Raw genomic sequence first — 14,058 nt, forward strand, 5'->3', positions numbered from 1 at the left:
TTAGTTAATGCCCATGTCGGGCGTACACAAGTAAATCCAGGTGACGCCTACGGCGCACCTAATTTAGGCGCTATGTGTTTAAGTAAAAATGGAGATTACGATGAATAGATTTAAAACACTTGGATTAACTTGTGGCCTATCTGGTGCTGGTATAGGTTCATTTCTTAGCTATTTGGCTATCACAGAATCATTAAGTTCTACCGTAATTACAGCGCAACAAGCGGGAATGTATTCTGCTATTTCAGCAACGATTTTTGGTATCTCTTTGGCATTTATCGGCATTATCTATAACAAACAAAATTGATAAAAACACATAATAATCAAGCAGGTGTATCGTAAAGCATAGCCGCATATCAAAGTGTTGAACAAGGCCAGAGCGCAGACGTTTGGTGTGGAGAGTAGGGTTGGTTTGACAGCCCTTCTTTATATAGCAAACATCAGAGCCACTGTATTTTTTATAGCCTCATTATGTACTTAAAGAAAAATGAAACGTATTTGCCCTAATTGCCTAAATAAATCTATTGCTATATTGCCGCTGATACTTTGGTCTGCGCGTTGCAAAGTGTGTAATTCAAAAATAGCAATCAATCAGTTTTATAGCTTTTTGTTTTATATATTATTTACACCAGCTTTGATTTTCGGTGCATTCTACTTTCACGATTATATGAGCTATTATTTGGTTTTATTTGTTATGTTTGTCTATTTTGTGTGCATTGTTGGGTTCGAAATAGTTGGGCCATTAGTAATACGAGAGCGCGGCAGGTAAAAAACGGCACACAATAAATAAAGGGTATGTGTCGCGAAGCCGACATATCATCCAAGTATTGAACAAGCTCGGAGCGCAGACATTTGGTTTGAGGGAAGGTTTGACAGTTCTTCTGTATATAGCAAATATCATCGCCACTGGAGAATTTGAGTAAACACAATACAAGAAAATGCTAGGGAAGCAGACGCGCCCAATATTTCGGCGTTGAGACTGGAGGAATTCTACTGTCTCGTTAGACGTACGAGGTAACTGTTTGAAATATATATTTATTCTTTTTATATGTTTAGGGCTAAGCCAAAATTCATTTGCTGCTAGAAATTACATATTCTCGCCAACCCATGTTTATTTTGAGTATAGTGGCGGGTATAAAGTTGAAATTAAGACATCTCAGGATGGAAAATCACTGGATTCATTAACTGTAACACTAAAAAGCACTATTATTTCGATACCAAGTGAAGACCTTAAAATAGTTAAAAATCCTGTATTAAATAACGTTTCTGTCGCTGGCGGCACTATGGGTAGTGGTAAAGATGATGTTCTTCAATACGTTACACTGGGGTATGGCGCTATTTACTACCTTGGTGATGCTGTTGAAGAGCCAATTCCTGACGATTTGTTTGAAAACAGCAAGTATTTGGCTTTGCCTAGTAAGCAGGATCTGGGTTTAGGTAAAAAGCTGGCGATTACTTTTGTTGCTGAAACACTGCCAGATCACCTTGATAAAGCATACGAAATTTTCAGCCGTAAAGGTGCCTATGCGAAATTTAAAGCGTTTTTGAGTTCTGTAGACAAGCTAGAACTATGGTATGAGCACGAGGCGCAATCCCTTAATCAAGCGATAAGAGACTGGTGCAATAGCAACAGCATTAAAATTACCAGCGATTCCTAATAATCAAATGTTGGGGTCGGCTTGGCTCACTGTCGTTGTCATTATTAAAATCAACGTATAAAAACACCTTTGCCGGATGTGCAGCAAAGGTGTTTAGCTTGTTGATTATCAAATCAAACAAAGGGACAGGGTTTAAAACAATTTAAAAGTTGTAGCGGGCGCCTTCACCGAGCCAATATCGCAAACAGTCGGTATAGCTGTTCGATTATCCAGAGCTAGGAAAAATACCTCGCTCTGGATAAATAACTTTGCTAGAAATCAACCAGTAGCGGGGCGCTGGGTTGATAACCAATGCGATGGCTAATTATTTTTACTGTGGCGCCTGCAGGTACTTGGATTGCTTGTTGATAAATAGACCATGTTTTTGGTTCGTAACCATTTTCTATTACTTTATAGCCAATTGAAGCACCAGCTGTTGCACAGCGAATGGTTAATTGATTGCCATTTTTGTGGACCTGTGGATTTTCAGTAACCGGTTGCGTGGTTTGGTTATTCCATAGTTGGCTGACTAAATCACGCTCTGGCAACTGTGGGTTATCTCCAATTGAATTTAACCAGTTGTTCATTTCTATCCGAAGTGTTTGTAGCTGTTGTGCATATTTTGGATCTTGCGCTAGGTTATGCAGCTCATGAGGGTCTTCGAATGTATCAAATAACTCTTCTTTCGGTTTTGAATCTCTAAACCATTGAGCTTGATGTGGCGTGAGTTTGTTTTCTGCTTTGAGCCGCAACAGTTCTTGCATTGTTGGTATTTTTTCACGATAGGCCACAGGTAAATAGTAACCTTGTTGTGGGCGGTAGTTACGAATGTATTTATAACGCTTGTTTTTAACTGCTCTAATTGTGTCGGTAAAACCGTCAAAACGGTCGGCAGCCGCGTGTATATACTGTCGTTTTTGTCCGTCTAAGAAATTTTGGCCGTGCATGTTTTTAGGGATGGGAGCGCCCGCAATAGCAAGCGTTGTGGGCGCAAAGTCGATAAAACTAATGAGCTGATCGTCAGTGGTTTTGGCCCATTTACCATTAGGGAAGCGCACTACTAGTGGTACTTTTAGGCCACTGTCGTAAATCAGGCGCTTCTGCCGTGGCAATGGCCCTCCATGGTCTGAATAGAAAAAGATGACTGTATTGTCGAGTAACCCATCGTTTTTTAGTTGTTGTAATACCGCGCCCATTTGTCGGTCGGTCTCGGCTAAATTATTGTACATTTTCCACATGTCTCGACGCACAATGGGGGTGTCAGGCAAATATGGTGGGATATTAAATTGAGTTGTTTTCGCAACATGGATGGGGGTTTCATCTTCGCTGGTTTTAATCGCATGATGTTTTGGTAGTTCTGCGATACGCGCAACATCATCTGAAAAGTAATGGCGCGATTCTATTTTTCGAATGCCATAGGGTTCAAACAAACCTGACTCGTGCGTGGTGGTGAAGTTAAATACTGCAAAAAAAGGTTTGCCTGAGGGGCGATTACGCCAGTGCGCATATGGGCCATTTTCATCCCATGCGGTAACAGGGGCTTTAAATTGATAATCGGTTTTTAAGTTATTCACCGTATAATAACCCGCCATGCGCATTAGCTCACTGAGCATCTTTGCTTTTGCAGGCGGGATGGCTTCGTATTTTGGTAACCCTGTTTCGTCAGTATTGGACGTTGTACGCATATGATTGGCACCAAATGCGCTTGGATACATACCAGTCGCAAGTGCCGCTCGACTTGGTGCACAAACACCGGATGTTGAGTATACATTGGTATATTTTACACCTTGCTGTACAAGCTCACTTATAGTCGGTGTTTTGATTGTGTTGTCGCCATAGTCGGGCAAGATAGGGCTCATGTCTTCTACCACTAGCCAGAGTATATTTGGTGGTTGTTGCGAGGTTTGATTAGCTGTCGCCACCAAAGGGGGCAATAGCGCTGAACAGGCAAATACAATTGCATACTGCCTTATGAATTTTAATAGTTGCATGTGTTAATCTTCCAATACTTGAAGTTCAATTGACTTAAATTGAATAGTGCTATTTTCAGCCTGAATAGCGATATAACCAGACTTCATTTCAGTGCCTTTGTAATACTGAGCCAACGACTGTGATTTTTCATCTAACACTGGTCGACTATATTCCATCACCAGTTGTCCATTGACATAATGCTTAATTTGCTGATTTCCTCGCACTTCTATTTCCACATCGACCCATTGAGTGCCGCGATAAGTCTTTGAATTCGAGTTGATGCAATGTTTGGTAATCAATTTGTTTTGCATGTATATATGTGCACCTGGACTACACATATTAGCGGTCGACCTTTGTTCTGTATCGGCATTTGCGCCCAAGAGTTGAACCTCTATGCTAGTTGGAAAACGTTGTTTTAACTCCATGGACTCCGGCGGCTGAGCGTGGATCATAAAACCATTATTCTTCCATGCATTGCGATAACCTGGCAGTTGTTGTTGTAAAAATCGGTAGGTTGCGCGCAGCTTGTAGTGCGAATACGGTGTTTTATAAAAGAGATGGCCAAACTCGAAGTTAAATTTTTCGTATTGGTCGTAATTCGTTGTCAAATAACCGTCTTGAACTCGAAAGGTGTTTTTATAATTTTCACCCAAAGGGTAACCAGCAAATTTTGCTGTCCATCCGTCTAGCGTTTTTCCATCGAATATGGCTTGCCATTTGCTCGTATTGGCCAAAACTGGAAAATTTATACTAGCTGTCGCTAGCAATAAAATAAGGATATTTTGAAGCTTCATAATGTTTACCGAAAAGAATTTTGGCTATAGCTAAGCAGAATATTCATAAACAATCAATATGCGTCTGGTTTTACACATTTATCATTAACATTAATAAAGTTTGTTAACATGTTTAACTTTGTTTGCTTGATTGTGATTGTAAGTGATGGTTAAATGGTGTTTTTTGTAAGTAACTGCGTATATTGAATGAAAGTACAATTGTTAAAGACACTGGTTGTCGCCCACTTTGCATTTTACTCTTGGGCTTCCCATGCAGCTCCTAGCTATGTTGAACAAAATGGAACTGTGGTGATTGAGGCAGAAAACTTTGCTGCGCAGCATTTAGACAACAAGCGTCGCTGGCATATTTTTTCGCAAACACAATTCCAACACAAATACCAAGACAGTGATTTACCTCATTTCGAAAACGCAAGTCGTGGCGCATATATTGAACTACTACCAGACACACGCGCAAACCACCACGAAACCTTAGTTAGAGGGGAAAATTTCGCTGAGTTTGGTGGTGCGGTGGCGGTATTGTCTTACCCTGTTTTGTTTGAAACGCCTGGTCGGTACTATATTTGGGCGCGTGCTTTTAGCACGGGTAGTGAAGACAATGGGGTGCATTTTGGTTTAAATAATCAATGGCCAGAATCGAGCGCGCGACTACAATTGTGTGATGGTAAAGATCAATGGACTTGGTCGTCTGCTCGTCGTGTACCAGAAAATCATTGTGGAACACCGAATACGGTAACGATCGATGTGCCAACTGCCGGAGTGCACAATTTTATGTTATCGATGCGTGAAGATGGCTTTGAGTTAGATAAGATCATTTTAACCCAAGACAAGCATTTTCAGCCGAATGGCCACTCCATGGCTGAAACAATTGCAAGCCAACAACAGTTTCCTGAGAAAACTCAGCTTAAAGGTATTTTGCAATACAAGCGTATACTCGACTCAAGCGAAAATTTTAAATATGTAGTTGATAAGCGAGAGGTCGGTACTCATCAACTTACTCTAGTGACATTATCGCAGCGTATTGGGCAAACCAGTTTTCAAATTCTGCAAAATGGTCAACAAATAGCAAGTTTTACTAACCCCAAGATGTCAGTCGATAATAAAGAGCTTTATCTATCAGTTGACGGGGTGTCTTTAAGTAAAAACGATATTATTGAAGTTAAAGTTCAACCAGATCAAAGTGGACAGCCTACACAAAACTTATGGCGGGCGCTGGTGGTTGGAACGCAAAAGTAGTTAAAAACCTTTGGGTTGGGAAATAGTGTGATAAATACAAGATTTAAAAAATGTGCAATGGTGTTAGCTGTTGCGATTCTAAGTGCATGCTCTAATGGGCAGCAAACGGATAAGCAAGCAACGGCTGATATTCAACAAAAGCCGGTTAAAAAGCCTAATATATTGTTTATTTTGGCCGACGATCATAGGTGGGATTTAATTGGTAAGTATCATCCGATTGTCAAAACACCAAATATAGATAAATTAGCCGACCAAGGCACAGTGTTTAAAAACGCTTTTGTTACCACACCCATTTGTGCTTCTAGTCGCGTGAGCATTTTAACGGGTTTAACGGAGCGCACGCATGATTTTACCTTCGCTCAACCAGCCACGGGCGCTGAAGAGTCTGCGTTAACTTACCCTAGTGTTTTAAAACAAAATGGCTACCAGTCTGCTTTTGTTGGTAAATATGAGATCAAGCTTTCAGGTGAAGACAGCGAAAGATTCGACTATTTTAAACCCTTGCTGCAGGCAAAAACAGAGCAATACAAGGGCAAAGAATTACCACAAACTTATTATATTGCTGAGCTTGCAAAAGACTTTATCCATCAATCAAAGTCTTCAGATAAACCATGGGTCATGGCCGTCAATTTTTGGAATCCACATGCGCATGACAGAGACGAAGAACTGCAATTCCATTATCCTGAAGAGTTTGAATCTTGGTATCAAGACGTAGAAATCCCGCCAGCAAAACTGTCATCAGATGCAGATTTTGCTGCTCTGCCAGAGCCATTAAAACAGTCAGCTGCTAGAATTCGTTGGCAGTTTAGATTTGGTAGCCCTGAGCTGTATCAAAAGATGACTAAACGCCACTATCGTGCGATTAGTAGCGTTGATAAAGCGGTTGGCATGATTTATCAATCGTTAGAAGCGCAAGGCATGGCCGATAATACAGTTATTATTTATACCGGTGACAATGGATATGCGATGAATGAACGTCAACTTGCTGGTAAATGGTACGGATGGGAAGAAGATTTACGTGTACCTTTGATTATTTACGACCCGCGCAATCGTCAAGCGGGTGGAAAAGAAGTCGAAAAATTGGCATTGAATATAGATATTACGCCAACTATTTTGGATTATGCTGGCGTTGACGCACCAAAATCTTACCAAGGTCAAAGTTTACTTCCGTTAGTCGGGCAGGCTAACGATGTAAATTGGCGCGACGAATTCTTTTTTGAGCATATGTATCAGCCGAAACGCTTTTTAATACCTCCTATGGCTGGGGTTCGCACGGAGCAATGGAAGTATGTCGACTTTTACAAACACGACCATGTTCAGTTATATAATTTAGTTGAAGACCCGCAAGAGCAGTTCAATCTTGCCAACCATCCTGACTATGCGCACCAGCAACAACAGATGGCTGAAAAACTAGCTGGATATATTCGCAAGTACGAAGCTGCAAGAAGTGACGAGGTGAAAGCGCGAGGCCAATATCCCAATAGCCAATAGTGTTTGCTTTGGCATTAAAAAAGGCGCTATGTAGCGCCTTTTTCGTTGTAAAAATCAATTGTGTTATGTCGTTTTAAGATGCGTTTAGTTCAGCTTTATAATATAGCTTGGTGCCAGCTTCTTTAACTATTTTGGCAATGCTGCAAATTAGGTCTGGGGTAAATTCGGTGATATGTGCAGTAATACCAATTGCCGCGACTGGGTTGCCTCGGTAATCATAGATTGGCGCAGCTAGACAGCGAACTTCGTTGGTGTATTCTCGCTCATCCATTGCGTAACCCTTAGCAACTACCTTTTTTAGCTCTTCTTTAATTTGCGCGACCGTAGTGAGCGTTTTATCTGTCCGTTTTTCAAAACCCACTTCGTTAAAAATATCTTCAATTTTATTCGCATACAGGTGTGCCATAAAAATTTTACCTGTGCTAGAGCAATGTAAAGGCGCTAACGTACCTTGGCGCGAAGCTATTTTTGTTGGTCGAGGGCTGTCGCATACCTCAATGATCAGTGAGTTGTAACCGCTCGGTACAGCAAGATGAGACGAGAAACCTGTTAAAACAGAAAGTTCGTGTAATACCGGTACGGCTCTTTCTCTAAGTTTATTGGTTGATACCATTTGCAAACCAATATTTAACAGGCTATTGCCAGCAAAATAATGACGGCCCTGCTTGGAAGCCATTTGCTCGTGGATCAACGTTTTGAGAATTCGAAAAACCGTGGTATGAGGCATATCTAGCCTGTTTTCAATTTCAGAAGCGGTTAAACCCCGATCACTTTCAGCCAGCATCACCAGAATTTTACAGGCGTTTTTTAAATTCGGGATAAGGTAATCATTCATTCATACACCTCTTTGGTTGAAAAACTTCCACAACTTTTTGTTTATCAAAAGTGACAATTTCAAATTCAGTTGTTAAGATTACGTTATTGGTCACAAGTCGTCAAATTATTTCAATTGTGGTCAGTGGTTTTTTCTTCTAAAGGTGCTACTTATGACGTTTATTAACCGTATCAAAATAAAAACCCGCATCATTGCACTTGTTATGATCCCTCTAATTGTGACTGCTTTGTTAGCATTTGAAAAATTGAGGGATGCTCAATTAGCTTTAAAACAAGCAGAAAATTTAGAGGTATTGCAAAAATACGTTTACATCACAGCACCACTGTTATCAGCGTTACAACAGGAATTGCTCTATACCAAGATGTATTTGGGGCCGGGTGGTCCTTCTGAGCCCATAGGTATGGAGTACAAGCAAGATATGCTTAATGCCCGGATTCCAGTAGATAAGGCACTAAAAAACTACAAGGCATTTATTCAAAATCAGCAGCAATTTGCACAATTCGACCAATTCGTAAAAGATATTAATGCAGTTAAAGCGGCTTTGGAACGTTTTGAATTTGTCCGTGACTTAGCAAAAAAACGTTTGAAGAAGTTAAAAAACACTCCAGAAATGCAAGTGGAAGGTAAATACACATGGACGATAAGAGGCTTTCAAAACTTGGTTGATAAACTGATTTATAGCACCAACCAAGTGGTGTTGTTGGCAGCAAAAAATGACAAATTATCGCTGTACGCAAATGCGTTTAAAAATTTAGTGTATGCACAAGACAATGGGCTAATACTGGTAAGTGTAGTATACCGAGGCATCACAGGTACCTTGACGGTCAACTTTTATGGCGATTTGATGAAACGTGCAGCGTTAGAAGCGTCATACTTAGACAACTTTATTCGTTTTTCTAGTCCAGAAACGGTTGAATATTATAATAAACAACTCGGCGACAAACAGTTTTACCGATTTGCGGTAAACAAGTATGAACACATTCGTAGAAAAACCCTTGATTATGTTGATAAACCCATTGATTTAGATAAAGAAGAATGGCTAAAAATTGGTAGCCAAATCAGTCAAGGGTATGAGCGTGTTATCGACAAAAGTTTACAAGATATCGAAACTGCTAAAACGGAATTAATTGATGATGCGCAATCGCAAGTATACAACTTAATTGGCTTGATTACCTTGCTGATTGTTTCGCTTGCTTTGCTGTCGTTAAAAATTATCATGAGTATCAATACCCCGCTTAAAGCATTGATGGGCGATTTTGATAAGCTGGCGACGACTAAAGATATGACGTTACGGAGCCAAATTGAAGGGCAAAATGAACTCAGTTTAGTTGGCCATGCGTTTAATTCGTTGATCGGTACTTTTGAAAAAACTTTATCAAATGTGCGTGAAAAGATAGTCTCGCTTGATAGTATCTCTAAACGAGTAACCAGCTCAATGCAAGACTCGATGCGACTGATTGACAATCAAAAAGAAGCGACCGAAAGTATTTCGGTCGCGGTAAACCAAATGACATCTACTACACACGAAGTTGCCTCGATGGCATCTTCGACTTCTGAAACCGTTAAGCGTGTTTATGATATATCCGTGACCAGCCAGCAAGATGCAAACAGAACAAAAGCCACTATTGATGATTTGATTGTTGAGCTGGGTGAAACCAATGAGTTAGTTGTGAATTTGAACAATGAAGCCGATCAAATTAGTAATGTTTTACAAGTGATTAAAGGCATTTCTGAACAAACCAATTTATTAGCGCTTAACGCCGCTATCGAAGCTGCTCGTGCTGGTGAAATGGGTCGTGGTTTTGCGGTTGTAGCTGATGAGGTTCGAAACTTATCTAAGCGCACTCAAGACTCAACTGAACAAATTCAAAATCAAATTGAAGCTTTGATCAGCGGTGCTTCACAAGCGACCAACAAAATGCAATCGTTGCAAACAAGTGGTCAAGCTGCGGGAGATATCGTAGAAAAAAGCACTGCAGCTTTTGCTGTTATTAACAGTGAATTAGATCAAATTACCGACATGTCGAGTCAAATAGCCGTTGCTGCTGAAGAACAAACCAATGTCGCGGACGAAATTAATCAACGCATTCATGCAATAAAAGACGATTCTGACGCAATGCACCTGCAAAGCCGAGAAACCTTGTCATCAATAGAAACCTTATCGCAAAACGGTGATCAGCTGTTAGCGAATATTTCAGAGTTTAATTTTAAATAATATTATCCAAAAGTATTTGTGAGTATATACTGGGCATATTCTTTTTTACTCTTTAGGCTTGCAGTTATGAAGTTATTGGTGGTGGAAGACAACGAGCATATTCGTAAATCAATCGTTCGTGCTTTCAAAGCTAATAAATATGTTGTAGACGACACTGGTGACGGTGAAGATGGCTTGTGGCACGCATTGGAATATAATTACGATGTAATCGTGCTTGATATTATGCTGCCCAAGCTAGATGGCAAACAGATTTTGCAAAAAATTCGCCAAGCAGGTAAAGACACCCCTGTATTGTTTTTAACAGCGCTAGACCAGCTAGACGATAAAATTGAAGGTTTTAAAATCGGTGCGGATGATTACTTAGTAAAGTCTTTTGCAATAGAAGAATTACTCGCTAGGGTAGAAGCGCTTAGCCGTCGTCGCTATCAAGCCATTTCATCCGTCATTAAGGTGGCTGACTTAGAGCTCGACAGAAGCGCTCGAACAGTTAGTCGCAATGGCCAATTGTTATCGATGACGCCTCAATCCTTCTCGTTGCTCGAACTATTTATGCTGCGTAAAGGTCAGGTCATTTCTCGTAGTGAAATTGAACAGTGTATATATGATGAGCATGTCAACCCGATGAGCAATGTGGTCGAATCTGCTATATATGCTCTTCGCAAAGCGTTACAAGTTGATAAATCACAACCGCAGTTAATTCAAACTAAACGGGGCATGGGATATTATTTACAGGATCCCGGTTGTGAATAGTTTAAGAAATCAGCTGCTGGGCTGGTTATTACCCAGCTTTATTGCTTTGTATACGATTGCGGCGGTTAGCCTATATCAAGTTGAGAAAGCACAGCAATATGAAAAATTAGATCAACAACTGCGCCATGTGGTCAATATGATGCGCTCAGAACTACTTCGCTCGCCTGGTAAAAGTCGTGAGCAACGTCTTTCTATAGAAAACCTACAAAGAGTATTGGCATTGGTCAGTGAAGATGAGCGGATTAACACACTCTATTATCAAGTGCTAAATCATAAAAAAGAATTGGTGTTGCGTTCAGAGTCACTGGCAGAAGTGCAGTTGCATATTCGTCCTGGTCCTATGATGTATACTCAAGCCTATACGGAAGATTTAACTCTTTATATTCGTAATGTATCTATACCTGAACGCCGTTTACGCAATCGACTGGTGGTTAGTATTGCACTTGATAACGCTGAGGCTATCAGCAAATTATCCCAGTACAAACAGCTGTTAATACTAGGTGGTGTGGTGTTCTGTTTGTTGTTTGCTTTGATTCTTATTTTTGTATTACGAAAGACTCTTCGTCCAGTCGAAAATTTAGCACAGCTAGCTGCAAACATGAATGCAGATAACTTGTCACAGCGTTTTGCTGCCAATGCAATGCCATCAGAAATTAGACCTTTTATAAATAAGTTAAATGATTTAATCAGCAGGTTAGATAATAGTTTTGCGCGTGAACGGCAATTTAGTAACGATTTAGCCCATGAAATGCGAACGCCGTTGGCCGCAATACGATCAGTCGCAGAGGTAGCGCAAAAGTGGCCGAGTGACAATATTAACGATGAACTTGCAGACATCGAATTATTAAGCAAACAAATGCAAAATATGGTTGATACGCTACTGACGCTTGCACGGTTAGATTCGGACAACCATAAACTTGAAGAAGAAAATATTGCGCTGGCACCATTTTTACAGCACATAGTTAAATTACATGAAAAGGCAATTTTAACCAAGCAACTGACATTTAAACTGAATGAGATAGACGCGGATGCAAGCTTACATACAGATAAAAATCTATTTCATATTCTATGGTCTAATTTAATTGGCAACGCAGTGAGTTACGCGCCAAACGGTACACAAGTTAAACTGATGCATACAGTTGGTTGTGTCAGTATTTGTAATGTTTGTGACGGTTTAACTGAAGCTGATTTAGACAATATATTTGAGCGCTTTTGGCGACACGACAGTGCGCGCACTAACCAAGCCCACAGTGGTTTAGGATTGTCTATTGCTAAACGCTGTGCCCAATTAATGCAAGGGCAACTGACAGTTGAATTGCAACAGCATGAATCTGGTACACAAATATATTTTCACTTTTTTTATAAAAAATAATAAATATTTTAGTTTGCTCATCTTACGCTCATATAGCTTTTTATAAGATAACCTCGTCAACTAAACAAAGAGGTAATTTACATGAAAACTTTAACTACACTCATTTTAGCTTCATTGTTAACTGTTAGTGCAACAGCAAGTGCTGAGGGCGACCATGGCAAAATGCATAAACGTGTTAGTCCATTACACAAATTATTTGATGCCAATAAAGACGGTGTTATCGACGCGGGTGAAATAAGCAACTCAACCACGGTGTTAAATGGCTTAGATGTTAACCAAGATGGCCAACTTGATAAGGTTGATTTTAAAGCCTTGCGTGAAGCCCATGGTGATGAGATGCGTAAGCACAAGCGTAAAGGCAAAAAGCATTGCGGTAAAAAAGCTATTTTTGCGAAAAAAGATAGCAACAAAGATGGTGTGTTAGATAGCTCAGAAATCAAAGCCGAATTTATTGAAAAGTTTGATAGCGACCAAGATGGTGTTGTGAGCAAACAAGAAGTCAAAGATAAATTCGCCGAAAGACGCTCAGCCAAATAAGCTTGAATAGTTAGACGTATTCCCAATCAAGCGTTGTCACGCAAGTTGCAACGCTTTATCCCCTTAATAAAAAATACCCATTTATGTAGCTCGCTACACTTCAATCGCTATGCCTTGGATAGATACTAGGCAAACTGCTGAAAAATTGTGCTCGAAAGAACAGCAGGCCTTTGATTCAGTTTATCAGTAAAAATCACTCAAGAGATATTCAAAATGTTTAAGGTATGTTGCAAAAATGTATCTTTTAAAGGTTGTTGTTTGCTTTATGTTGATTTAATATGATTAAAAATAATCGTTAGTGGTTTGTTTGTCGTATAGTGAGGGCAATATGAAAGGTAATAATTTTTTAATGCTGTTTTTAAGGGTTACTTCGGTGGCTATGCTGTGTTTATTGATAGCTGCAAAGGCATTTGCATTTGACCTGAAAGTTCCTAAACCATCAGACCCTGCCCATAACCATAAAATAGCTTTATTAAAACTGGTTGTTCAGCATGCACCAGAGCACAATATCAACTTGGTTGAAATACCTACGGGTAACCGACGATATCAAATTAGTTTAATTGATACAGGCGACCTAGATTTAATGTGGGCACCTAAAAATAACGAGTTAGAGCAACAAATGCGTGCAGTACAAGTTGCGTTAGACCAAGATGTATTGGGGGTTACCGGCCTAATTGTGCGTAAATCTGATGTCGGTCGCTTCAGTGCCTTGAGCAATATTAATCAATTAAAATCGTTGAAAGCGGGTGTACAAAAAGCATCGGTTACACGACGGATTTTGGAAGCGCACAATTTCACTGCTGTATCTACACTGCGCGGCAGTTTTGCACATATGCTGGATGGTGGCCGGTTTGACTACTACTTGACCCCTATTTTTAAAGCTCAAACTGTGGTTGATCGCTGGGCCGCTCAAGAGAACATAGAAGATGTAATGGTGCATCCAGATGTACTAATTAAACTACCCTTAACCAGCTATTTTTACGTTAGAAAAGATAATCAGAGACTAGCGAGTATTATTACAGACGCTCTGCATAATGCGATTGAATCAGGCGATTTTGAAGCTTTACTTAAGCAAAGCCACGAATACAAAGCGGCGGAAGTTTATTTGAATAATCAAAATCAAACTATATTCGACGTAACTGGTTCAATTTGACTAGGTGATACTGGCTTTACATTGTTTTAATTGAAATAAATTGATTGAATGTGATTGTTTTGTTGCGGTATAT

General features: G+C 40.0%; 12 protein-coding genes. 9 read left to right on the forward strand and 3 right to left on the reverse strand.

The window, feature by feature from the left end; genetic code table 11:
- Positions 1-100: 100 nt before the first annotated feature.
- Positions 101-304 carry a hypothetical protein gene (locus DS2_RS15480; RefSeq protein ID WP_035015755.1) on the forward strand — a complete coding sequence of 68 codons (204 nt, stop codon included), beginning with the start codon at positions 101-103 and terminating at the stop codon, positions 302-304.
- A 715-nt stretch (positions 305-1,019) separates the two neighbouring features.
- On the forward strand, positions 1,020-1,655 hold the full coding sequence (locus tag DS2_RS20740; protein WP_200870157.1) for a hypothetical protein: 636 nt from the start codon (positions 1,020-1,022) through the stop codon (positions 1,653-1,655).
- A 251-nt stretch (positions 1,656-1,906) separates the two neighbouring features.
- Here the strand turns inward: DS2_RS20740 and DS2_RS15490 are convergent, their stop codons facing one another.
- Both DS2_RS15490 and DS2_RS15495 read right to left on the reverse strand, forming a co-directional pair.
- Positions 1,907-3,625 carry a sulfatase-like hydrolase/transferase gene (locus DS2_RS15490; protein WP_035015756.1) on the reverse strand — a complete coding sequence of 573 codons (1,719 nt, stop codon included), beginning with the start codon at positions 3,623-3,625 and terminating at the stop codon, positions 1,907-1,909.
- A gap of 3 nt (positions 3,626-3,628) precedes the next feature.
- The gene (locus tag DS2_RS15495; protein ID WP_035015757.1) at positions 3,629-4,399 is read right to left on the reverse strand and encodes a 3-keto-disaccharide hydrolase; all 771 of its coding nucleotides are present in this window, start codon (positions 4,397-4,399) and stop codon (positions 3,629-3,631) included.
- A 186-nt stretch (positions 4,400-4,585) separates the two neighbouring features.
- Here DS2_RS15495 and DS2_RS15500 point away from each other — a divergent pair, with 186 nt between their 5' ends.
- Both DS2_RS15500 and DS2_RS15505 read left to right on the forward strand, forming a co-directional pair.
- Complete coding sequence (locus tag DS2_RS15500; RefSeq protein WP_035015758.1) at positions 4,586-5,632, forward strand: hypothetical protein; 1,047 nt, start codon at positions 4,586-4,588, stop codon at positions 5,630-5,632.
- Between the two features lie 27 nt (positions 5,633-5,659).
- Positions 5,660-7,123: a sulfatase gene (locus tag DS2_RS15505; RefSeq protein ID WP_235188629.1), complete on the forward strand. Its 1,464-nt coding sequence runs from the start codon at positions 5,660-5,662 to the stop codon at positions 7,121-7,123.
- 73 nt (positions 7,124-7,196) lie between these two features.
- On the opposite strand, the gene DS2_RS15510 is transcribed toward DS2_RS15505, so the two are convergent.
- The gene (locus DS2_RS15510; RefSeq protein ID WP_035015759.1) at positions 7,197-7,958 is read right to left on the reverse strand and encodes an IclR family transcriptional regulator; all 762 of its coding nucleotides are present in this window, start codon (positions 7,956-7,958) and stop codon (positions 7,197-7,199) included.
- Between the two features lie 151 nt (positions 7,959-8,109).
- Between DS2_RS15510 and DS2_RS20020 the strand changes: the two genes are divergently transcribed.
- From DS2_RS20020 to DS2_RS15535, 5 genes are all read left to right on the forward strand, one after another.
- Positions 8,110-10,173, forward strand: coding sequence for a methyl-accepting chemotaxis protein (locus DS2_RS20020; RefSeq protein ID WP_051479932.1), 2,064 nt, complete (start codon positions 8,110-8,112; stop codon positions 10,171-10,173).
- 66 nt (positions 10,174-10,239) lie between these two features.
- A complete protein-coding gene (locus tag DS2_RS15520; RefSeq protein ID WP_035015760.1) occupies positions 10,240-10,923 on the forward strand; it encodes a response regulator transcription factor in 684 nt (227 codons plus the stop codon).
- On the forward strand, positions 10,916-12,295 hold the full coding sequence (locus tag DS2_RS15525) for an ATP-binding protein (protein ID WP_035015761.1): 1,380 nt from the start codon (positions 10,916-10,918) through the stop codon (positions 12,293-12,295). The genes DS2_RS15520 and DS2_RS15525 overlap by 8 nt, the downstream gene beginning before the upstream one ends.
- An 81-nt stretch (positions 12,296-12,376) precedes the next feature.
- Positions 12,377-12,832 (forward strand): hypothetical protein, encoded by a 456-nt coding sequence (locus tag DS2_RS20025; protein ID WP_051479933.1) that lies wholly within the window; start codon positions 12,377-12,379, stop codon positions 12,830-12,832.
- A 328-nt stretch (positions 12,833-13,160) separates the two neighbouring features.
- Positions 13,161-13,985 (forward strand): substrate-binding periplasmic protein, encoded by an 825-nt coding sequence (locus DS2_RS15535; RefSeq protein ID WP_035015762.1) that lies wholly within the window; start codon positions 13,161-13,163, stop codon positions 13,983-13,985.
- Positions 13,986-14,058 lie beyond the last annotated feature (73 nt).

It is taken from the genome of Catenovulum agarivorans DS-2, from assembly GCF_000568405.1.
Classification (GTDB): domain Bacteria; phylum Pseudomonadota; class Gammaproteobacteria; order Enterobacterales; family Alteromonadaceae; genus Catenovulum; species Catenovulum agarivorans_A.

Bases quoted from the DNA above. Each gene is read 5' to 3' on its own strand.
- DS2_RS15480 (WP_035015755.1), top strand. From the start codon at position 101: ATGAATAGATTTAAAACACTTGGATTAACTTGTGGCCTATCTGGTGCT.
- DS2_RS15490 (WP_035015756.1), bottom strand. From the start codon at position 3,625: ATGCAACTATTAAAATTCATAAGGCAGTATGCAATTGTATTTGCCTGT.
- DS2_RS15495 (WP_035015757.1), bottom strand. From the start codon at position 4,399: ATGAAGCTTCAAAATATCCTTATTTTATTGCTAGCGACAGCTAGTATA.
- DS2_RS15500 (WP_035015758.1), top strand. From the start codon at position 4,586: ATGAAAGTACAATTGTTAAAGACACTGGTTGTCGCCCACTTTGCATTT.
- DS2_RS15510 (WP_035015759.1), bottom strand. From the start codon at position 7,958: ATGAATGATTACCTTATCCCGAATTTAAAAAACGCCTGTAAAATTCTG.
- DS2_RS20020 (WP_051479932.1), top strand. From the start codon at position 8,110: ATGACGTTTATTAACCGTATCAAAATAAAAACCCGCATCATTGCACTT.
- DS2_RS15520 (WP_035015760.1), top strand. From the start codon at position 10,240: ATGAAGTTATTGGTGGTGGAAGACAACGAGCATATTCGTAAATCAATC.
- DS2_RS20025 (WP_051479933.1), top strand. From the start codon at position 12,377: ATGAAAACTTTAACTACACTCATTTTAGCTTCATTGTTAACTGTTAGT.
- DS2_RS15535 (WP_035015762.1), top strand. From the start codon at position 13,161: ATGAAAGGTAATAATTTTTTAATGCTGTTTTTAAGGGTTACTTCGGTG.